The sequence below is a fragment of the Prevotella sp. C561 genome (assembly GCF_000224595.1).
Classification (GTDB): Bacteria; Bacteroidota; Bacteroidia; order Bacteroidales; family Bacteroidaceae; genus Prevotella; species Prevotella jejuni.
This window is the reverse complement of sequence record NZ_JH114156.1, coordinates 1-21065: the sequence shown is the minus strand read 5'-3', so window position 1 is coordinate 21065 and position 21065 is coordinate 1. Positions and strand designations below refer to the sequence as shown.

15 protein-coding genes and 2 pseudogenes are annotated in these 21065 nt (G+C 40.7%); 14 read left to right on the top strand and 3 right to left on the bottom strand.

What is annotated here, in order from left to right:
- The first annotated feature begins 1022 nt into the window (after positions 1 to 1022).
- From HMPREF0666_RS14150 to HMPREF0666_RS14130, 6 genes and pseudogenes are all read left to right on the top strand, one after another.
- Positions 1023 to 1898 carry a hypothetical protein gene (locus HMPREF0666_RS14150; protein ID WP_009013053.1) on the top strand — a complete coding sequence of 292 codons (876 nt, stop codon included), beginning with the start codon at positions 1023 to 1025 and terminating at the stop codon, positions 1896 to 1898.
- Complete coding sequence (locus HMPREF0666_RS14145) at positions 1895 to 3154, top strand: MBL fold metallo-hydrolase (protein WP_009013052.1); 1260 nt, start codon at positions 1895 to 1897, stop codon at positions 3152 to 3154. The genes HMPREF0666_RS14150 and HMPREF0666_RS14145 overlap by 4 nt, the downstream gene beginning before the upstream one ends.
- A gap of 63 nt (positions 3155 to 3217) precedes the next feature.
- The gene (locus HMPREF0666_RS14140) at positions 3218 to 3784 is read left to right on the top strand and encodes a metallophosphatase domain-containing protein (protein ID WP_009013051.1); all 567 of its coding nucleotides are present in this window, start codon (positions 3218 to 3220) and stop codon (positions 3782 to 3784) included.
- A 307-nt stretch (positions 3785 to 4091) separates the two neighbouring features.
- Positions 4092 to 4348 (top strand): annotated as a pseudogene (locus HMPREF0666_RS16885) (helix-turn-helix domain-containing protein).
- A gap of 12 nt (positions 4349 to 4360) precedes the next feature.
- A complete protein-coding gene (locus HMPREF0666_RS14135; protein WP_009013050.1) occupies positions 4361 to 4606 on the top strand; it encodes a helix-turn-helix domain-containing protein in 246 nt (81 codons plus the stop codon).
- 171 nt (positions 4607 to 4777) lie between these two features.
- Positions 4778 to 5530: a ThiF family adenylyltransferase gene (locus HMPREF0666_RS14130; protein WP_009013049.1), complete on the top strand. Its 753-nt coding sequence runs from the start codon at positions 4778 to 4780 to the stop codon at positions 5528 to 5530.
- Between the two features lie 9 nt (positions 5531 to 5539).
- Here the strand turns inward: HMPREF0666_RS14130 and HMPREF0666_RS14125 are convergent, their stop codons facing one another.
- Positions 5540 to 6295 (bottom strand): helix-turn-helix transcriptional regulator, encoded by a 756-nt coding sequence (locus HMPREF0666_RS14125; protein ID WP_009013048.1) that lies wholly within the window; start codon positions 6293 to 6295, stop codon positions 5540 to 5542.
- A gap of 190 nt (positions 6296 to 6485) precedes the next feature.
- Between HMPREF0666_RS14125 and HMPREF0666_RS17705 the strand changes: the two genes are divergently transcribed.
- The 5 genes from HMPREF0666_RS17705 (at position 6486) to HMPREF0666_RS14105 (ending at position 12507) form a co-directional block, all read left to right on the top strand.
- The gene (locus HMPREF0666_RS17705) at positions 6486 to 6626 is read left to right on the top strand and encodes a hypothetical protein (protein WP_009013047.1); all 141 of its coding nucleotides are present in this window, start codon (positions 6486 to 6488) and stop codon (positions 6624 to 6626) included.
- Between the two features lie 153 nt (positions 6627 to 6779).
- The gene (locus HMPREF0666_RS14120; RefSeq protein WP_009013046.1) at positions 6780 to 9092 is read left to right on the top strand and encodes an outer membrane beta-barrel family protein; all 2313 of its coding nucleotides are present in this window, start codon (positions 6780 to 6782) and stop codon (positions 9090 to 9092) included.
- Positions 9093 to 9103: 11 nt separating this feature from the next.
- Positions 9104 to 11308 (top strand): peptidase domain-containing ABC transporter, encoded by a 2205-nt coding sequence (locus tag HMPREF0666_RS14115; RefSeq protein WP_009013045.1) that lies wholly within the window; start codon positions 9104 to 9106, stop codon positions 11306 to 11308.
- A gap of 18 nt (positions 11309 to 11326) precedes the next feature.
- Complete coding sequence (locus HMPREF0666_RS14110; RefSeq protein WP_009013044.1) at positions 11327 to 11806, top strand: hypothetical protein; 480 nt, start codon at positions 11327 to 11329, stop codon at positions 11804 to 11806.
- A gap of 281 nt (positions 11807 to 12087) precedes the next feature.
- Positions 12088 to 12507: a nucleoside 2-deoxyribosyltransferase gene (locus tag HMPREF0666_RS14105; protein ID WP_009013043.1), complete on the top strand. Its 420-nt coding sequence runs from the start codon at positions 12088 to 12090 to the stop codon at positions 12505 to 12507.
- A 443-nt stretch (positions 12508 to 12950) separates the two neighbouring features.
- Here the strand turns inward: HMPREF0666_RS14105 and HMPREF0666_RS14100 are convergent, their stop codons facing one another.
- Both HMPREF0666_RS14100 and HMPREF0666_RS14095 read right to left on the bottom strand, forming a co-directional pair.
- A complete protein-coding gene (locus tag HMPREF0666_RS14100; RefSeq protein ID WP_009013042.1) occupies positions 12951 to 15563 on the bottom strand; it encodes a TonB-dependent receptor in 2613 nt (870 codons plus the stop codon).
- Positions 15560 to 16399 carry a GLPGLI family protein gene (locus tag HMPREF0666_RS14095; RefSeq protein ID WP_009013041.1) on the bottom strand — a complete coding sequence of 280 codons (840 nt, stop codon included), beginning with the start codon at positions 16397 to 16399 and terminating at the stop codon, positions 15560 to 15562. Before HMPREF0666_RS14095 ends, HMPREF0666_RS14100 begins: the two co-directional genes overlap by 4 nt.
- Positions 16400 to 17347: 948 nt before the next feature.
- Between HMPREF0666_RS14095 and HMPREF0666_RS14090 the strand changes: the two genes are divergently transcribed.
- From HMPREF0666_RS14090 to HMPREF0666_RS14075, 3 genes and pseudogenes are all read left to right on the top strand, one after another.
- Entirely contained in the window at positions 17348 to 18760 is a 1413-nt protein-coding gene (locus tag HMPREF0666_RS14090) for a P-loop NTPase fold protein (RefSeq protein WP_009013039.1), read from the top strand.
- A gap of 291 nt (positions 18761 to 19051) precedes the next feature.
- On the top strand, positions 19052 to 19999 hold the full coding sequence (locus HMPREF0666_RS14080; RefSeq protein WP_009013037.1) for a PD-(D/E)XK nuclease family protein: 948 nt from the start codon (positions 19052 to 19054) through the stop codon (positions 19997 to 19999).
- Between the two features lie 696 nt (positions 20000 to 20695).
- A pseudogene (locus HMPREF0666_RS14075) lies at positions 20696 to 21065 on the top strand (IS1380 family transposase); the annotation flags it as partial.

The window sequence follows — 21065 nt, the reverse complement described above, 5'->3', positions numbered from 1 at the left end:
AAAATCTGTGAGAGATAAAATTTCCAACGAGCCTCTTGCGTTCTTTCTCTCACAGAGTTACACAGAAGAACAGAACGTACAAGGGTGCACAGCCCCATTAAGACACAAGCAGCGAAGTAGGGGTAACCTCGGTGATCACGCCCCTCCCTTCGGGGGAGGGGAAGGGGGAGGGGCCGCTAACCAATAGGGGTAACCTCGGTGATCACGCCCCTCCCTTCGGGGGAGGGGAAGGGGGAGGGGCCGCTAACCAATATGGGTAACCTCGGTGATCATGCCCCTCCCTTCGGAGAGGGGCTGGGGGTGAGGCTTCTGGTGGGCGTGGGTATTGTAAAGAAAATTCCAACCACGAAAGAAGAAAGGCCTTAGTTAGCTCGAAGAGGACGCCCTTCTTGCTCGTTGAAGAGGCCCTTCTTGCTCATAGAAGAGGCCCTTCTTAAAGATAGTAAGGCCTCCTCTTCTTTGCTCTTCATAACTCGCTGATTTCCTTGTGGATATAGACTTGCTTCGTGCGCAGTCTTTTCTTTGTTTTAGATAATTCGCCTCTAAAATTGTAAAGATATTTCTAAACTTGTCAGACAAGTGCAAGGAACGACAATAATGCTGTGCGAATAAATCAAAGATTATTTGTAATTCTTCGGATAAAAATACTATCTTTGCAATAGACTATTAGTGCTGTTGATTTTTAGTAAATAAATACTTAATGCTATAATAAAACTATTCACAGAATAAAGACAGACATGGCTGCAATGGATGACGAGGTTAAGGAGTGGGCAGAAAAGCTCCTTACATCAACGACAACTACCCCTTGAGACGATAAACGCTTGCTGGAATGTTAGTTGATAGGGTGGTTGTAAGACTGTGATATGCGGTCCTTTAGGAAGGTATAGTCCGTCAGCAGTCTGTATTATCTCGCTTATGTAGAGGGATAAGTAGGTTTACCCATACAAATAAGTAAGATGAACAGAGGGATAGTCTACGACGAATAATGACAATAAAGTATTAACGATTAAGAGAAGGAAAATATGAGAACCATTACAGACGAACATTTACAGGCTTATCAAGAAGGAGGATGCCTACAGAAATTATTCGATGTCATCAAGGAGGACCCAGCGCTTTCTTTTGAAATCAGAATGAACAATAAGGTTATGATTTACTATCATAAGGATAGAATCTTGACGATAAGTTACTTTAAAGGGAAGCCTTCTATAGACACCTTATCAGAGAAGTATTACAAGAACGCTACGCCACCTTCTGTCTCTTTCGAGGATGGAGATTTGATACAGACACTAAGAGATAAGAGTCAGTTAAGGCAATACTTTAGAGAAGCTAAGCGGCTGGTTGGTAGTTACAAAGCGGGGGTGGAGTTTGAGGTCCAGCAGAATATCGCTTTGGGAAACCGTAGTTTTAGCAACAGATTTGTTGTTGTAGATATGGAGTGGCAGCTCCCTCAGTCGGATATCAAGAAAGAAGAGCGAATAAGTAGGACACGAATTGACCTTGTTGTGGTTGATACGCAGAAAAATGATAAGGGTGAGAATGATGTTTATCTTGGTGAATTAAAGGTGGGAATGGATGCAACAGACGGTAAGTCGGGGATAGTCGACCATATAAAAAAGACTAACAAAATTATGAGTAATCCCAAGGCTTGTGCCGTTCTAAGGGCGGATGTGGAACGTATCATCCGTCAGAAGGCAGCGTTAGGACTGTTAGAGGGCGATTATACAGGGTTGAACTTGTCGGATACACCACGTATGATGCTCATTCTTGCATATCGAGGAAACGAGGAAAAGGAAGCTTTGAAAGAGCAAGTAGAGAAAGCACAAGATGAGGCAAAAGCGGAGGGAATGGCTGTGCCACTGATAGTTTGGCATAATGAACAAATCATTTTAGACGTATGATGAAGATAAAAATACATAGAGGACTTGACCAGATAGGAGGTTGCATAACCGAGATATGGACAGAGTCGTCCAGAGTCTTCATTGACTTTGGGCAGAATCTGCCAGGCAATGGAAAGCCAACAACTCCTGAAGAAGACGCTCTTATGGTTGCTGATATTGTCGAGAATAATGAGAAAGAGCACCAGGCAGTATTCTATACGCATGCCCACGAAGACCATGTAGGTTTGTTCCCATATATCCCATTTGACCAGTTTATTAGCGAAGGAGGTAAGGAACTCTTACTTATAAAATATAAGACTCTGCTGGAGGGATACGAGATAGAAAGAGAAAAGTGTGGTCAGCAGCGGGTGCCCGATAGGTCAAAAGGGGAACGACTTGAGGAGTGCTGTCGCAGAACAAAGACACTTATAGACAAGTTAGAAACGTTCAGAACTTGGAAGCGAACAGGACGTGGGGATTATCCTAAGCCTATAATGGTAGGGAATATTAGGATAACTCCTTTCTTCTGCTGCCATAGTATATATGATGCACACATGTTTCTCATTGAAGCCGAAGGGCAACGTTTCTGGCATACAGGCGATTATCGTGGACATGGCTACATGAGTAAAGGACAGTTTCTCATGCTGAGAAAATACGCAACAAACATTGATGTGCTGATTACAGAGGGTACGATGCTAAGCCGAGAAGACAAAGCTATTAGTGAGTATAGGGTGTCGATGGAGATGATAGATGTGATGCAAGCCTTCAAGTATGTCTTTGTTTTGGCCTCAGCCACGGATATAGAACGATTAGGAAGTATAAATCATGCGACCAAGAAGACGAAGAAACCTTTGTGTATTATGTCCTCGTTTATGAAAAGAACGATGGAGCTCTTTACTGAGCGAGAGGGCAATCTGGGGAGGGGTCTGTTCTCCTTTTCACCGCAGTTTTATACTGATAGACTGTATAGCAAACTGAGAAATAGAGGCTTTACGATGGTTGTAGGACCGTCACATGGCGACAAGGTAAAGGCTCTTCTCAACCGACTTCCACAAGAGGAGACAATCCTCATCTACTCTTCTTGGAATGGATACTACATGAGAGAGGAGCAGGTGAGGGCGAACGCAAAGTACAAGGAGTTTCGAGAGATGTTCCATAACGTTGTGGATATACATACTTCTGGACATGTGGATAGAGATGCGATAAAGAAAGTTATCGGTATGATGCATCCAAAGGAGGTTATTTGTATTCACAAGGAAGCTGACGCGAGGTTGTAAGAAGAGGCTTGCGACGATGACGAACTATTATTACCTATTATATTAAACGACTACGACACGACGATGAGAATACTTCAAATCTCTGATACACACAACCGACATCAACGGTTGACCAGTATGCCTGCAGCCGATGTCCTTGTCCATTGCGGTGACTTCACCGATATGGGTACGGAAGAAGAAGTGCTCGACTTTCTGAATTGGTATATCTCTCTACCTTATTCGCACAAGATATTCATTGTTGGTAACCACGACCTTTGCTTGTGGGAAGCAGATGGGATAGAAGACTTGCCAGCTAATGTTCATTTTCTTCAAGACCGTGGGTGTGAGATAGAGGGAGTCAAGTTCTTTGGCTTAGGATATAATCATTTAGAGAGCTTGATACCCATGGGTATAGACGTTCTTGTGACCCATGAACCACCCATCATGATATTGGACGAAAGCAACAACACGCATTGGGGGAATAGTCCTCTTCGTAGTCAGGTGATGAGAACGAAACCTAAATATCATCTGTTTGGTCATGTTCATTCTGCTTACGGGATTGAGAAACATGAAGATATAGTGTTTTCAAATGGCTCTTCCCTTGATGATTATTATGAAGTTTGCCATAGTCCTCGTTTGATTTCATTGTGATCATGAGCTTTTTATAGTATGCTTAATTCGTTTATCGGTATAAAGTATTATCTTTGTGGACGGGTGTTACAAAGATTAAAGTTACCAAAGAAGATAATTGTTAAAATATATCTAATTGAAAATAAAGAAGTTACCTTATTGGTAAAAGTAAATAGGTAACGATTTAGGAACGAGCGAGCTACTTGGCTTCGCTGTTTTCTGCCTAACAAAGAACGTATGTTTACCTTTATCTGCAATTCTTTTCATTATCTGCTTGGTTGATTTCCAAGAGTGAAATTATGAAGAGAAAGAGTAGTATGATAAGCACATGGTAATTTTGACAGAAACCTGCCACAAGGCATTTCATTTGGAGAACAGCGCTAGCACACTGAGTGGCTACACAATGATGGTGTGTGTAAGTTGCTTAATATCAGCAAGCGTACCTTGCAGCACTATCGGGATACAGGCGTGCTGCCATTCTCCCAAATCGGGCACAAGTGCTATAACAAGCGTGAGGATGTGGGCCGATTATTGGAAACCAAATCTGTGAAATCAAACACAGACAAATCCAAGAACAACAAATAAGGCAAGAGAACTATGGAACAGGTAAGAGATTTGAACATGAAGGCTGACGACATGCAGGTGGTGCTGTCCGCTATCAGCAGTGTAAGTAGAAGGATAAAGGAAGTGGCGCAGACACACAAGCCACTCTTTGGCGGTGAGCACTTCCTCACAGGTAAAGAAGTGTGCGAGCGGCTGTATATCAGTCCCCGTACCCTGCAGGACTATAGGGACAGGAGGATTATCCCCTACACGCAGTTTGCAGGGAAGATACTTTATTAGGCTTCGGATTTGGAAAGGTTGTTGGAGGATAACTATGAGGAGTAGCAACATGTTATCTCCTGAATATGTTATAAAATCTAAAATAATCAATAATGTGATTGATTATTACACTTTTGTGTAGAGTATATATGCTTTATTACATCTACTTTTGCCTAAAATAACTATTTCGTTATGGAAGAAAGATACAGCAGAAACAGGCTCTATGTGAGCGAAAGAGAACAAAGCGTCATCAAGGATTATAAGATATTCCTTGGTGGTGCAGGTATTGGCAGTATTATCTCAGAATGCGCTTTAAGATTTGGTTTTGAACATATCACCATCGTTGATGGAGACAAGATAGAGCGAAGCAACCTGAACAGGCAGAACTATACAGAGAATGACATTGGTAGATACAAGGCGGAATGTTTGGCTGAGCGTTTGCTAAATATCAATCCAAATGCGCAGATAGATTACCATACGGAGTTCCTTAACCCTGATAACATTGAAGAGATGCTGAATGGGCATGATGTAGCTATCAATGCATTGGACTTTAAGGATAAAACTCCATTCGTCTTTGATGAAATTTGCAAGGAAAGAAAAATCCCAGTACTGCACCCATACAATTTTGGTTGGGCTGGCTTTGTTACGGTTGTAGACCCATTGGGGCATTCTTTATCTGAACTGACTGAAGAAGAACCAAAGGGATTTGAATTAAAGGTAGCTGAGTATGTTACCGGACACGGGGCTTTTTGGAATCAACCTAAAGAGTGGTTAGACAAAATTGTAACCCAATATAAAAAGGAAAGCGAAATGCTCCCACCTCCGCAACTGTCCATAGCATCATGGATTGCAGCAGGCTTGTGTACAACGGCAATGTACAATCTTGCTACAGGAAAACCTGTGAACTATTTTCCTAAATTCTATCTCTCTTCGCTTTTGCCGTAAGTTATTTTTTCAGAAGAGTTTGTTTAAGGTAGCTCTTGAAATAGCTTCGGTGATATTCGTCACGCCTAATTTGTCAAAGGCGTGGCGTTTATAGGTTTTGATAGAATCTAACGAGCGGCACATTCTGTTCGCAATTTCCGTCATGGTAAGCCCTGCTGCTGACAACCGTAGCACTTCAAGTTCTTCTTCTTTGAGTGATATTCCATCACATTCTTTCCACCGATGCCCTTCGAAAGAATATTTCCAATAGTTAAGATTACCCTTTTTGTGAAACTCTACATGTCCCACTGTTTTATGTGAAGATAGTGATACGACACACATACCAATCCATATCTTACCTTCATCTGTCAATAGAATGGGAGTAAGCTGGTGATTAATCAACTTACTTTTTGTTCCACTCTTCAGATGAAAGTGATAGGACATAGAACACTGGTATTTATCAACATTATCGAAAGTCTCAAAAAACTTAAACCCACTGCAGTTTAACTCAACAAGCATTTTTTGTTCGTCCTCCGGTACATGCTCCAAGTAAAAGCTGTAGCCTAATTCCTTCACTGCCTTTGCCGTATGTCCACAAAGAAACAATGGGTTGTCCGACACATAAAGAAATTCCTGCCTGTAATAGTCTATCAAGTAAACACTCTGATAGGTAACACGAGCAAAAGCCTCTACGGTTTGCGCCAATGTAGAGAGTACATTGGAATCATAGTCAGGTGCGTTGCGCACGGTGTTCGATGCTATAAAGAAATCTTTTATGTCTGTCATATATGCTAAACATGTTAAGGTCCTCTGATATATTTCACAACAAAAGTACATTTTTAATGTGGAACACCGCAAACAGATTACAAAAAAGTGTAAAAAACAAAGAGAGAGATACCAAATTACACAAAAGTGTAATAGGTGATATTTGGATAAGAAGTATTTTTGCCATATAAATCAAGAAACAAAAAGCATTATGGAAAAACAGATTGCAACATTTAAGGACTACGCTATCTTCATGGCAGACAAAACGAGTCTGTTGGAAATAGCACAGTTTGTGGTCAAGGAAAATTACTCTCATCACTTATCTTCATTTACAGAGGAAGAGATTTTATGACGAGAAAAAAGGATGTTTTACTAATCGTCCCCAAAAGGAGTTTTGCGAGTTCCGTCAAGAATATATTAAGAAGATTTTGACATTACTGGTGGTTATAAGGACTGATGAACCTCTTTGGAGGCTATTGATTAACAGTTTAAACGGTAAAGAACTATGAGAAGAATACTTTTAATGTGTTTATTGTCACAGCTTGTTGTCCTATCTTACGCACAAAGCGTGATGGGCAAAGTAGTGGATACTCATCATGCTCCCATACCATTTGCCAATGTTGTGCTGCTCAACGCCAAGGATTCCACTTTCATGGCAGGGACTGTGACTAAGGAAGACGGCTCTTTTTCTTTGGAGACAGGGGGCTCTAACAATATTCTGAAAGTGTCGAGCATAGGATATGTGACAACACTGATAGCATTCAAAAGTAGTAATATCGGGGATATAATATTGGATGAAGGCAACCGAACCCTTGCTGAGGTCATCGTGAAAGGTTCTTTACCACAATATAAGGCTGTTGCCGGTGGACTGAACATTGATATTCATAACTCCTTACTGAAGGATGTGGGAACGGCAAACGATGTCGTCTCTATGCTGCCAGGCATTGAAGGTAATAACGGCAATTTCACGGTCTTTGCCAAAGGCACACCTGAAATATACATCAACAACAGGAAGGTACAGAATGCCAACGAACTCAAGTACTTGAAATCGAATGAGATAAAAAGTATAGACATCATCACGACACCGGGGGCAAGATACAACTCGGAAGTGGGTTCGGTCATTCGTATAAGTACCATTAAGAACACAAGCAGCGGCATCGGCGTGACAGCCTTCGGCCAAGGTGAGTATGCCCGGAAATGGACCACTTACGATGACGCTGCCATCAAGTATCATACAGGTGGTCTTGAAGTGACTGGGGCCTTATCTTTTACAAATGGCTATAATGCTGCGGATGCAACGATCACAGATGACTTTAAGAGCAATGGCAACCATATTAATATATTACAAGTGTGCCCTAATGATTTCTGGTATACTATCGCCGACGGGAAGATTGGGGCAAGCTATGACATCGGTGGGAACAACTTGATTGGGCTGTCCTACAAACTCGATGGCTCTATATACGAGGGAGGACACGCTAACACGCAACAGACCATAACGAGAAACCAAGTATTGGAAGGCTATGTTGACCAGCAGATGACCATTCTTGAAAACGAAAACCCACAACACGAGGCTAATTTGTATTACCTGGGCAAAGTGGGGAAGCTTGGCATAGACCTAAATGGTACATGGGTGTGGAAGAAGTCTTCCCGCAACCAGATGTCGGCAGAAAGCAGCGAGGAATTAGAGGGCCGTCTCATCCATTCTTCAAGCACCAACAGGAACAGGATGTTGGCTGCAAAGCTCATCCTTACCTATCCCATATGGAAGGGAGAGGTAAGTGTCGGCAGTGAGGTGTCCCATACTAAAACACATGGGTTATACAACAATGTTGAGCAAATACTCACGTCATCGGATGACGAGATACGCGAGAGCAACACTGCCTTGTTTGCCGAGTACTGTGCTCCTTTTGGAAATTTCAATATCGTTGCTGGATTACGTTATGAGGATGTGAAATCCTACTACTATTCATTTGGGGAATTGCAGACAGGACAGAGCCGTGATTATAACGATCTGTTCCCCAATGTCTCCATTGGCTGGCACCACAGGCTGGCCGAGGTGCAGTTCAGCTATGGGAAGCGCATAAGCAGGCCTAGTTATCAGTCGCTTAGCTCCAATGTGCAATATGACAACCGCTACGAGTATGAGGGAGGCAACCCGCTGCTGAGACCCACAATAATACATAACGTTGACTTGCTTTTTACTTATTCATGGCTTCATCTTGCAGCTGGGTACAATTACCGGAAAGATGCACGGTTCTCATTTGCAGATTTGTATCAGGAGGACTCTGAGATTACTATCTGGAGAAATAAGAATTTCGACAAACAGCAGTCGTTCAACGCCTCCATTACACTGTCGCCGAAATTCGGATTCTACAAGCCTTCACTCCTGTTAGGCTACTGGCAGCAGTTCCTTGATGTGAAACAATATGGGGTATCAGAAGATCTGAACAAGCCCTTGTGGAAGATGGATTTCCGCAACTGGTTTGAAATAAACAATACCTGCAAGGCAATGCTCTATTTGAGGTACAGGTCAGGCTATGATGATGGATTTACCAGAAACAAGCATTCGTTTAGCGTCAACCTCCGATTGCAAAAGGATTTCCTACAGAAATCTCTGACCGTCTCACTATATGCCAACGACATATTCAAGCAGCAGCGCGACCGTTGGACGGGTTATTACAGTGTGGCTACTATGACTAAGGACTCGTACGGCTATACTAGGATCATTGGTATCTCTGTGTCTTACAATTTCAACAATACAGGAAAAGGCAAATACAAGGGAACAGGTGCCGGTAATGATGAAAAGTCAAGGTTGTAAAAGGCTTTAGCATGAAAGATAGCTTCAAGTGTATAATTCAGTCGGACAGTATGATGTGCGGCATCACCTGCTTGCAAATGGTATGTAAACATTTTGGCAGGGAAGTCTCATTGCGTACATTGTCAAAACTTTGTGTTGCGACATCAGAGGGAGTTTCTATGCTGGGTGTCAATGAAGCTGCAAATAAGCTCGGACTACGCACAATGTGTGCAAGAACCGATTTTGATACTCTGAGCAAGGCTACTCTTCCTTGCGTCCTCCATTGGAATCAGAATCACTTTGTCGTGCTCTACAAGGTGAGGAAAGGGCGTATCTTTTATGTGGCTGACCCTGGCAAGGGACTCGTGAAATATAATCTTGAGGAGTTCGGGAAACACTGGGTAAGCACTGCTTCTCAAGGAGAAGAGAAAGGTATAGCGATGTTTCTCGAGCCCACACTGGAGTTCTACTCGCATAAGGTGGACAATGAGGAAGAGGACGGCAGCCCAAGGTCTTTCCAGTTCCTCTTTGGTTACATTAAGCAATATCGCAAGTACTTCGGTCAAATTGTTTTAGGCTTACTCGTTGGCAGCCTATTGCAGCTCATTCTGCCTTTCCTCACACAATCTATCGTGGATGTGGGCATTAAAAACCAAAACATTGGCTTTATATGGCTGATACTCCTTGGACAGCTGATGCTTACCATTAGTAGAACTGCCATCGATTTTATCCGCCGTTGGCTGTTGCTCCATATCTCATTGCGTATAAACATTTCGTTGGTGAGTGATTTCTTCATTAAGCTTTTAAAGTTGCCAATGTCGTTCTTTGATACCAAACTAATGGGCGACCTTATGCAGCGTATGGGCGACCATAGCCGTGTAAACTCGTTTCTGACACAACAAACGCTCAGTATTGTGTTCTCGCTTTTCACCTTTGTGGTGTTCAGCATTGTATTGCTATCCTATAACTGGCTTGTCTTCGCCATTTTCATGCTCGGCAGTCTGCTTTATGGCGGTTGGCTTGCGCTCTTCCTAAGACGCAGAAAGGTACTCGACTACGAACTCTTTGAGCAGCAAGCCATCAACAACAACAAGACTTACGAGTTTATCACCTCCATGCAGGAGATAAAGCTCCAAGACTGCGAGCAGCGCAGACGCTGGGAATGGGAGGACGTGCAGGCAGACCTCTTTGGAGTGCAGATGAAATCGCTGAAACTCCAGCAGACACAGGAGGCAGGCAGCATCTTCATCAACGAACTAAAGAACATCGTCATCACAGTGGTGGCAGCAACTGCTGTTATTCACGGACAACTAACACTGGGTATGATGCTTGCCGTGCAGTACATTATTGGACAGCTCAATTCGCCAGTGGAACAGTTGATGAGTTTCTTCTACTCTGTACAGGATGTAAAGATAAGCCTTGAACGTATCAACGAAATCCACCGTATGGACGATGAGAACGGAAAGCAAGGATTGGAAACCTCTGTGAAAGAAGAGGATAAGGGCATAGACCTTGAAAACGTAAACTTCAAATACGACCCGCATGCACTGAAAACTATTATAGATAATGTTAGCCTCACAATCCCCAAAGGCAAGGTAACAGCTATTGTAGGTGCGTCGGGTAGCGGAAAAACCACCCTTATCAAACTCATGCTGGGCTATTATCCTGTGCTGGGCGGACAAATCAATATTGGAGGAACAGATGTAAACACGCTCAATAAGAAGTGGTGGCGCAGACAATGTGGCGTGGTTATGCAGGACGGCGTGATATTCTCTGAGTCAATAGCACGCAATATAGCCGTAGACGATAAGGAGATAGACAAACAGCGATTGCAGACAGCTGCAGAGATAGCCTGTATTCACGATTATGTGATGGGGCTGCCATTAAAGTATAATACTAAGATAGGTCGCGATGGTGTGGGCTTGAGCCAAGGGCAGAAACAGCGTATATTGATAGCGAGAGCCGTCTATAAGAACCCCAACTATATTTTCCTTGACGAAGCCACCAACTCGCTTGATGCTAACAACGAACGTATGATTGTGGAACATCTGGACGAGTTCTACAAAGGCAAGACGGTAGTTATAGTGGCTCACAGATTAAGTACGGTGAAGAATGCCGACCAGATAGTGGTACTGGATAAAGGCAAGGTGGTCGAGATCGGCAACCACGAGGAACTCACGGCAAAGCGTGGTGCATACTACAATCTTGTAAAGAATCAATTGGAGTTAGGCAACTAACGTAAAGGAAAGACAACTATGGCAGACGACAAGATAGAACTCCGCAGCGAGAAGATAAGGCATATCATCGGCGAGATACCATCAAGAATTGTACGATATGGTATCACAATCATCACCATTGTGTTATTAGTACTGTTAGTAGGTGCATATTTTATACCTTATCCCGAAACCATCAGCGCAAGAATTGAGATGACCAACAGGCAACAAGGCACAGTAGATATTCCTTATAAATACGTGAATACTGTAAAAAAAGGAAAGAACGTTAGCATCGAGTTGGAGGGATACAATACAGAAATGTATGGTGCAGCCAATGGCATGATAACAGCCACAATGCATACGCCCCGACAAACGGCAGCAGGCAACGTGTTCACAGCACAGGTAAAAGTAACAGATTGCAAGTATAAAATTATCAGTGGAATGACGGGTACAGCCTCCATACTTGTAAGCAATGAAAGCGTGCTTCAGAGGATTGGCAGGCAAATAACAAACAGCATATAATTTCCTTTTTAATCGTAATCAAGCGGTGAAAGAAGAAGGGCAGATGTAGTTACTGCGTAGTACCATTGTTTCGGGTATTTTACTACACGTTAATCCTTTTTCTTTCACCGCTTTAACTCCTATTGTAGTAATGTAGTAAGATATAATCGGTGAATTCTGCCCTTTTTGAAAAGAGCATTTCTACGCAAATCGTTCCGTTCATTCCTCATTATCAGTTTGTTTATGTCAGCTTCGATTTCTCTTCATTTTCGTTGATTAGTTACCAAAGAAAGTGTTATAGAATGAAGAAGACGGTATATTTCGCAGGTTCTATCCGTGGCGGTAGAGAGGATGCTGCAGTGTATAAGCGGATGATAGACTATATCAACAAGACCGATATAGTACTTACGGAGCACATCGGTTTAGGAAACCTAAGTGTGAAGACACGTACAAAAGAGGATGATGAGCATATATATGAGCGTGATACAGAGTGGATTAAGTTGTCTGAGGTGCTCATCGCAGAGTGTACGAACCCCTCTCATGGCGTCGGTTATGAATTGGCATACGCTGAGGCTCGTAATATCCCAGTGCACATCTTCTATGATAAAAGCAAAGCTAATGTCTCTGCAATGTTGAATGGCAACACCCGCTTCAGGCTTTATCCATACGAGAGAGAAGCGGAGATATATCCCGTTCTGGATAATATCTTAGGAAATAAGTAGGGGTGGTTTAATAGAGAGAAATCAATATCTTCGGGGATTTGGAGTGATAAGGACTACCTGAGTTTAGGACTTATAAGAAACGTCACACAGAGAAAAGGAGAAGACGGAGGATTATTACATACAAAGTAATGGTAGTCACAGAGGCACCGTCGGTGCGTAGAGCAACGGAGGTTATTTGCCAGTTTTATTTGAGATTCTATGCCCAAAGCATTTATCTCAAATGATGTCAAGAATCTGTATGCTACACCTCTGTCGCTCTTTGTGCCATTGGCACCTCCCTGACATAGCGCTCTTCTCCTTCCACTCCGTGCCTCTGTGTGCCTTATTATGTAAGAGTTTTAGATTATCACTCTATATTTCGGAAGTTCCAAAAAACAATATTCGAGGTTGACAGTATTCTCCTATTCTTGTCAAGATAGGGACGGACACACCTACTTTTTCAGTTATAAAGCGAAGTGAGTAGTAAGCATCACACATCTTGGACGGAGCTGGTAGAGGGTGTAGCCTTCGGTGAGGTTGCTATTAGAACGATAGACAAAGGTGTCAGTATTGAAGATGTTATCGAAATTAAGAACGAGTTGCACCTTCTTACTTGGCTTGAAGGTGATGCTAAGAGTCATAAAGGTATAGTCCTTTCTATCGGTAAAACCACTGTTATGTGTGTATTGTAAGGTCGTATTCAACAGTAGTTTATCAGGGAGGAAAGTCACGTCAAGAGACGTCTCATTGCTGATGTTGCGAATAGTATTTATGTAGTTACCAGCCTTTGATTGGGAGATAGTCCACTTGTAGTTATCTGTCAATCGGATATACTTGATAAGATTAAAGGCAAGGTTAGCAGTGATAAAGAAGCTATTAAACTGATAGTTGGTGATGACAGACTGGCGTAGTATCTTACTTGTGTTAGTAGAGTATTCAGCTGTTGCGCCAATACTCGTGTCGTGCCAAGCGATTTCCTTTCTTGTGCTTATCGTTATTGAGTAATTGTTACTATGGTTTGGAGCATATTCAGCTTGCAGTAGTGTATGTGCATTCTGGTCTATTGTCGTACCATAGAGGATGTCACTCCATGAGCGGCTAACCGCCCCAGAGAGGTAGGCAAAGAACTGATGAGGGATATTCTTGTAGTGTATCTTCCCATGTATAGTAGCCGATTTGTTTTCGGATAGGTTCACTTTGTAGCGGTTCAGTGTCCTATAGTTGCTCATCAGATAAGCAGTCATTAGGTTTCTCCAGTTCGTAGGATACATACCATAACTCCCTCCTGCAGAAAGCGTCCAATTGTCTGTTGCTTTCCAAAGCATTGTAAAAGATGGCGAGAAGAGCAGGGTCATGCGCTTTCCCTTCGTTGTCTCGTTAGCAATAGGTTCGTTATCCACCTTTGTGTAGTTGAGCGATAAAGGTAGATTGAACGATAGGCGGAACGTGTTTTTGACATATTGTAGGTTGGCTCCCAAGTTGCTTTTCATCTGCAAGTAGCCCATGTCTCCGCTCGTAGCCATCGTCACAGCTGTATCGTTTAATAGACTTTTCAGTCCCACATATTCAATATCAAACTCTGCGGAAGGAGCAATAGTCCAATTGTGTTTTCGGATGTTTCTTATTAAAGTAAGGTTGTTGTAACTTCCCATGTTTGAGAGTCTTACATCTTGTCTTGCCTGCATATCCCCTTCAATGGCGAGAGCTTGTGGGTTTGTCTGTACAAAGTTGGTAGTCTTTAGATAGAAACCTCCGCCATTGGTTGTACGTTGGATCCATTCCGTATGATTGTTTAGTCCTAAGTTCCTGTTAAAGGCATGCTGCAGAAAACTGGCCTTGTTAGATACAACCAGTCCGTTGTCATCGCTCCAATTCCCAGCTAAGTCAAGTGTGTTCTTAAGATAAGTCTTATTGCCATTATCCTCAAGATGCAACTGCACTGTGGTCGCATTCGTTGTGTTTCGGGCTGATATATCTTCTGATATCATACGAGTCGTTGCGTCGGGGAGTAGATAAGTGGTTTGCGAATAACTACTTTGCCGTTGGATATCGTGCCTGTAAGTAATGTTATACTTTATTTCCGCCGTCTCACTCAGTTTGTTGAGATTACTGAAACAGAGGTTATGTTGATTGTTACGCAGGCTCTTACCGACAGGAGAAGAGCCTGGCAAGATAATAGAAGTAAGGTTCGAGGGTCTAATATAATTCTCTCCATAGTATGACTTAAGCCAGTTGACACTTGAACCAGTATTATCTGTTTCGTAATAGAAAACGTGCTGTTGTCTTTGTGCAAAGTACATAAGGGCAGCATTGACATCTCTTAGTAAACCGTTAGAATCGAAGCCTACCCCTAAGTCTACGGTCTTTAGCCATCTGCCTTTTGCTTTCTTCTTTAGCTTCAAGTTGATAGCTGCCGATTCAGGTGGTATCTGATCCTGTAATGCCTTGATGTGTTCATGGTTTTCCATCACCTGTACCGTACTGACATCCTCAGCCTTAATACCATTCGTTGCGATGCTATATTTGCCTGCAAACATATCCATGTTCTCAATGTAGAAATGGTTGATAGGTACACCTTGATACTTCACCATGCCACCTTCTAACGTGATACCTGGCAGCTGTTTGAGAATATCACCAATGGTTCTGTCCTGTCCTTTCATATAGGCAGAGACCAAGTAGTTCAGTGTGTCCCTACTTCCCCATAGCTTTCTTGCCTTTATCTCCACTTCTTTCAGGGTGATACTCTCGTAGGTGGTGGTGAAGTTAACGGTCTGACTTATAGGGGTTATCCGCTTCACCTGCCGTTTTATATTGAATCCTGTCAGGCTTAAAAGTAGGTTGTCTTTTGTTGTTGGGTAGCTGATAGAGTATCTACCATCTTCGTTGGTCACGCTACTGGCAAGAATGGAAGAATCCTTTTCTTGTATGATTGTAAGAATACAGCCATCCATAGGTTGATGTTTATTATCAACCACACGCCCAGTAATAGTCAGAGAGTCTCCCTGACTGTTCTGAGCCATACTGTTTATAGACAATAAGCCGATAAACGATAGTAAGATAAGTAGGCGTCTTATCATTCTCGTTCCAAAGGATTGTCGAATGTAAAGAGCGTTAGTTTCACAACTTGTCCATTGAAATTAGTCGTAGTGAAGTTGTAGCCATAGCTCTCAAGGTAGCCTGCAGGATCTTTCAGCAAGAGCCTCTCTTGCTTTCGGGTGTTCTCACGAGAAGTCTTTACATAGTTCCTGTCAAGAAAATAGATAGGGGTTACTGTCTTAGGCTTTTCTATGCCAGTAACCGTCCAGTGATAATCCCCTTCTTCGGTTTCAGCCTCCATAACTAATCCCGGTAGTCCTGTAAACTTCCAAGGACCATAGGAAAGTGGAATCTTGGTAGTGAACCATACCTTATAATTTCTTCCTCGATAAGAACAGGTTGCGGCTGTACAATCGTAGTCTAAAAGCATTTTATGCTCGGTTGTAAGTTTCCATTGCATTTTTGGCGTAGCCTCTTGATAAAGGTAAGAGCCAGCCCCGTCCATATTGTAAATAACTGTTGTCTTTCCCTTTGGATAGCCAATATAGGTTTCACCAACGTTAGCGACGAGTTTCATAGCTGCTCTTGAGCCACGCTTCCCATTACGTAGAAAGGCTTTAGCCATGCGCAGGTCGGCATTATGCTCACTCTCCACAAAGCTCTGGCACACCTTACGTCCGATGTAAGTATATACCTTTTCAAAGTCAGGATTATTCTGTCCTGATAGGTCATATTTAACGGTTAGGTCATAAGAAACAATCAGCTGCGTTGTGTCGATTGCTGTATGCTTAAAAACATCCTGTTCCTTCATTTCCTGTGCATTTGCGGATACCGACAAGGTTAGCGCAATGAGTAGTAGTTTAATCTTCAAATTCATAGTTATATTATCTGTTAGGTAAATTAAAAACGAGTACAAATGTACGAAATCTTTTTGAAAAAAGCAAGTGAATGTCCCTTTAAGTTTAAATTATTTTTCTCTGTTGCGTGTAGACTTCCTTTCTCTATTCTTCAGTGCGTGAATATATATTGTTTGATAGTTGAGTAGTTTGTAAGTCTTCTTTCAAATGAGTTTCATATAGGGTAATGTTAGGATATTAATAGGTTCGGATATGAAAAAGGCACACAGAGCCACAGAGGCAAAAGAGAAATAACGTAAATGAGTAGAGGTGCTGTGAGCACAAGGAGTAACAGAGGGTCCTCTCACAATCAATATAGTTAGCAACTACACTTCTTTGCTCTAATCGCTGTCAGCGCTTCTGTAGGCTTTATATTTTGCTAATTGATAAATCTCGATGTACTCTGTGTCTCTGTATGAAACTTTATAATATTTTACATAGATTCGTGCTATTTGTGAAGAAAGAAACAACTAATAATAAGGTTTGTAAAGATAATTCTAATATCGGAAATCAGAAAGGGCGTAAATTACCTTTTACCTAACGCTCTTTTGGCTTGCAAAAGATGCCCTTTAAGCCCCTTACTAACGCCCTTTTGGAGTCCAATTAAGCACCTTTTCTGTATCGCCTTTGTAACTAACTGATTTCCTGTTTATTGCAAGCTTACTTTTTATACGTGTTTTTCGCCTTTGTTTTAGGTGTTTTACTTGAGTTTGTGTAAAGACTTTTCAATCCGGTTTTAGTAGAGAATGTGGGATTGAAAAGAGAGTAGACTGATGTAAGAATGGGATAGAAAGTAATGTGTACTTCCTCTCACTGGAAAAATAAAAGTGTATTTTTTTGGTATTTATTATAAATTTTTGTATCTTTGTTCAGTATAATTTAAACTTAAATCATTTCTAAACATTATTAATCTATAAAAACAAAGACCTATGAAAATAATATTAGATAAAATTGATATATCTGGTAATTTAAAAAAATTTGCTCAGTACCTTGAAAAGACGGATAGAATTATTTTGTCTGCTAAGTTTGGCGATGGAAAAACCTATTTGCTGAATGAGTTGCGAAGGGATGAAGCAATGCAAGATAAATATGAGTTCTTTACTATTTATCCAGTAAACTATTCTGTTGCAAAGAATGAGGATGTTTTTGAATATATTAAAAGAGATATTATCGTTCAATTGCATGAAAGAAAGTTGCTTGAGAATATTGATTTAAATGCTTTATTTGGTTCTATATTTACCCTTGCTGACTTGACATCTGTTGTGCCTTTCTTGCTTTCTTTGATACCGCTGGGAGAGTTGTGCAATGAAGGCTATAATAAGTTCCTTGAGATAAAGAAAAAATATGATGAGAAGAAGCACACTGTAGATAAGTATTTATCGCAGTTTGCTAATACAGCTGGCTGTATTCATGAAGAAGATGGATATACAAAACTGATAAAAAAGGCTATTAAATGGATTAGTCAAGACCATTCCTTAAATGGGAAAGTGAAGAAGGCAAAGAAGCCAGTATTGATAATAGAAGACTTAGATCGCTTAGACCCCAAGCATCTTTTTAGAATTCTTAATGTCGTGAGTGCGCACATAGATGATAGTAAGCAACCTGATATTGTCGGTAATAAATTTGGATTTAATAACATTGTCTTGGTAATGGACTATGATGTGACTAAGCATATATTTCATCATTTCTATGGCGCGCAAGCTTGTTATGAAGGTTATATGAGTAAATTCTTATCTCGTGAGCCATTCAGATATAGTATAAAGTATATTATGATTCGAGCTTTTGAGGCACAATTAGGAGAGAAACTTGGTATTCATGAATTACTGCCACATCTTCAAAATTTTAGGGAAAAACTTGCTGAGAGTTCATTGCGTGATTTATATAAGCTCACACAATTTGATACAGATAGCTATTTTAATGGCTTTGAGTATTCTTATTTTGGGGGGAGTATGCCAACATCTTTACCTTTATTTCATCTGATTATTTATATGATGGAAAGTGGTATGCCTGTTGAAAAAATAGAGGAGGATTTGCGATCACTCAACAACTTTATATTCCAGATTTCTAATGGTTATTCAATTCAATATAAAGTAATTAAACTTTTGTACCCAGTGTATATTACGAACTCTCCTAATATAGAATATATAAAAGCTTATAATGCTACATATAATTTCCATTTAGAAAGAAGGGAAGATGGCTGCGGAATTGTTGTTAAACCTGTTACTGTATTAGAAGAAGATTTGGAAGGTATTATTGGTCGAGAGGAAATAGGAGTTACAATCATACCATTTCTAAAACATCTTTCTATTTCTGCGAACTTATCAGCTTTGCGATTAGATTAGGCTGATATAGTTTGAGAAGTGTTAGTAGATATCGTATCTCTCTGGTTAAGTTTTACCGCAGGTTGATTTTAATAATGAAGGCATTATATTATGGAGAAGATGGTTTGTTTCTTGGACCTAAGCATTGGTTTTGCATACATTATTTTTATCTTTGCGCTGTTGAATATTTCAAATGAGAATAGTTTGTTACAAACCATAATGATAAGTAGGGCATTTAACAGATATGGGTACGGGGAGGAGGAAGAGTTGAATAAGATGATGGAGGGGAAATCTAACTAAAATATGTTTATTATGAGTAATAGTATCAAAGAGCTACTATCTAAATTGTCAGACATGCATAATGCAGAGCAAGATAGACTTCAAAAAGAAGAAAAAGAAGGAGAAAACTTTAATGTGTTTTCGGCATTGAATATATGCTCTGACGAAATGCGTTTGCATTCACGTTTGCTTGCAACATTATTCAATCCCAAAGCAAACCATGGCTTGGGAAATGAATTCCTTAGGCAATTTCTTGTTACAGCTATAAAAGTAGATGATAATTATATCACACACTGTAATGAGAGTATTGCCGAACGATATGTAGGTGAAGTAACAGAAACTACAGGAGGTCGCATAGATATTATTCTTGAAGATGGTAAGCATGGCATTATCATAGAAAATAAAATCTACGCATGTGACCAACCCAATCAATTACTTCGATATTATAACTATGGGGTGAAACAGTTTGGAGAAAATAATTTCAAATTAGTTTATCTTACTTTATATGGTAGTGAACCGTCTTCAGATTCATTGGGAGGGGGACATTTTGAATTTATCAAACTTTCTTATGCGCAGGATATATTAGGATTGTTAGATAGGTTAATGACTACTTATCCACAAAAGCCTATTCACCGCACCATTAAAGACTATATCACAATTATTAAACAACTTACTTATCAAGATATGGATACAAAATATTCACAAAGTATCATCAATGAAGCCATTGATAATATAGATGCTACTTCTGAATTGCTAATGTTAGAGAAACAAATTGGAGATAAATTAAGACAAGAACATATAATTAAGCCTCTTATAGGTATAGGCTTTAAACAGCGTCAAGATGACAATGGTGCTTTATGGAAAAGTTTGAATAGCAAAAAAATCATTTTATCGTTATTAAAACAGACAAAGCCTATTGGAAAGAAGTGTGGATTGCGGTTGCTTCGGAGGACAAGACTATTCCGCTGCAACCTAAATTAGATTGCTTTACACATGAACCAACCCAAAATTACCCTTACGGTTGGAGTTGGATTTCTGATAACGCAGCTAATAACTGGCATAATCCTGCTCAATATCCTGCAATAAAAAAAAGAGAAGTGTTGGGGTGGATAATGGATAAGATTAGTGAAATAGAAGCTTGTTTCAAAAATTAAGATTTAGAAAAGAAATAAATGGAAGAATTGAATCAACTCCTGGGTTTTGGGGAATCCCGCACAATAAAAGTCACTACAGATTATATTTAGAGGGAAATATCCGTCTCTCCTTAGACTTTTCAAATGTGGAACACGATCCTAATAATAATTTTCCTGTCACTTCTGTCACTCTGAATGAAGATGTAACAGGTTAGTTTACAGGTGTTTCTGTCTAAATGTTAAAATGACAGCAAACTTAAAATAAAAGTATTGTTAGATTTATGTTCGCTATTCTCTTATGCTGTGAGCGTAATAGTGTAATGCTCCTTTCGCCTATCAGTTGTAATAAGAATGTGAAAACCAAGATGCAGATTTGGAGTTGTCATAGGAAAACATTATATTTGCAGAAAAACCTTAATTTCGCAGCATAAATTCTTGTAAGAACTCCAAGTGCCTGAGAAACAAAGTTCTCAAAACACTTGGATATGTCAGAAATTTCACCTATCTTGGTGCTACAAACATAATAAGTAAGCAAAAATCTGACATGACAAAGGTAGCAATTAAAAACGAGAATATCACTTCTTTCGGTGGAATTTATCATATTATGGACGTTTTCTCAAAGCTGGGCTTTGAAAAACTTACCGAATCTGTATTGGGCAAACGTGGAAATAGTGGCAAAGCATTCTGCCATGGAAGTATTTTCGGCTCTCTCTTCTTCAGTTACCTTTGTGGTGGAGAATGCCTTGAGGACATCAATGTGCTTATAGGGCAGTTCAAGCAGAGACCTAATACGCTATTACCCGGTGCCGACACTGTGGGGCGCGGACTAAAGGAGCTTGCTGAAGAGAACATTGTCTACAAGAGCGAAACCTCCGGCAAGTCTTACAGTTTCAACACGGCAGAGAAGCTGAACA

Excerpts from the sequence above, each read along its gene's own strand:
- HMPREF0666_RS14110 (WP_009013044.1), top strand. The coding sequence starts at position 11,327 with ATGGCAGACGACAAGATAGAACTCCGCAGCGAGAAGATAAGGCATATC.
- HMPREF0666_RS14105 (WP_009013043.1), top strand. The coding sequence starts at position 12,088 with ATGAAGAAGACGGTATATTTCGCAGGTTCTATCCGTGGCGGTAGAGAG.
- HMPREF0666_RS14095 (WP_009013041.1), bottom strand. The coding sequence starts at position 16,399 with ATGAATTTGAAGATTAAACTACTACTCATTGCGCTAACCTTGTCGGTA.
- HMPREF0666_RS14090 (WP_009013039.1), top strand. The coding sequence starts at position 17,348 with ATGAAAATAATATTAGATAAAATTGATATATCTGGTAATTTAAAAAAA.
- HMPREF0666_RS17705 (WP_009013047.1), top strand. The coding sequence starts at position 6,486 with ATGGAAAAACAGATTGCAACATTTAAGGACTACGCTATCTTCATGGCA.
- HMPREF0666_RS14130 (WP_009013049.1), top strand. The coding sequence starts at position 4,778 with ATGGAAGAAAGATACAGCAGAAACAGGCTCTATGTGAGCGAAAGAGAA.
- HMPREF0666_RS14150 (WP_009013053.1), top strand. The coding sequence starts at position 1,023 with ATGAGAACCATTACAGACGAACATTTACAGGCTTATCAAGAAGGAGGA.
- HMPREF0666_RS14115 (WP_009013045.1), top strand. The coding sequence starts at position 9,104 with ATGAAAGATAGCTTCAAGTGTATAATTCAGTCGGACAGTATGATGTGC.
- HMPREF0666_RS14080 (WP_009013037.1), top strand. The coding sequence starts at position 19,052 with ATGAGTAATAGTATCAAAGAGCTACTATCTAAATTGTCAGACATGCAT.
- HMPREF0666_RS14140 (WP_009013051.1), top strand. The coding sequence starts at position 3,218 with ATGAGAATACTTCAAATCTCTGATACACACAACCGACATCAACGGTTG.
- HMPREF0666_RS14135 (WP_009013050.1), top strand. The coding sequence starts at position 4,361 with ATGGAACAGGTAAGAGATTTGAACATGAAGGCTGACGACATGCAGGTG.
- HMPREF0666_RS14120 (WP_009013046.1), top strand. The coding sequence starts at position 6,780 with ATGAGAAGAATACTTTTAATGTGTTTATTGTCACAGCTTGTTGTCCTA.
- HMPREF0666_RS14145 (WP_009013052.1), top strand. The coding sequence starts at position 1,895 with ATGATGAAGATAAAAATACATAGAGGACTTGACCAGATAGGAGGTTGC.
- HMPREF0666_RS14125 (WP_009013048.1), bottom strand. The coding sequence starts at position 6,295 with ATGACAGACATAAAAGATTTCTTTATAGCATCGAACACCGTGCGCAAC.
- HMPREF0666_RS14100 (WP_009013042.1), bottom strand. The coding sequence starts at position 15,563 with ATGATAAGACGCCTACTTATCTTACTATCGTTTATCGGCTTATTGTCT.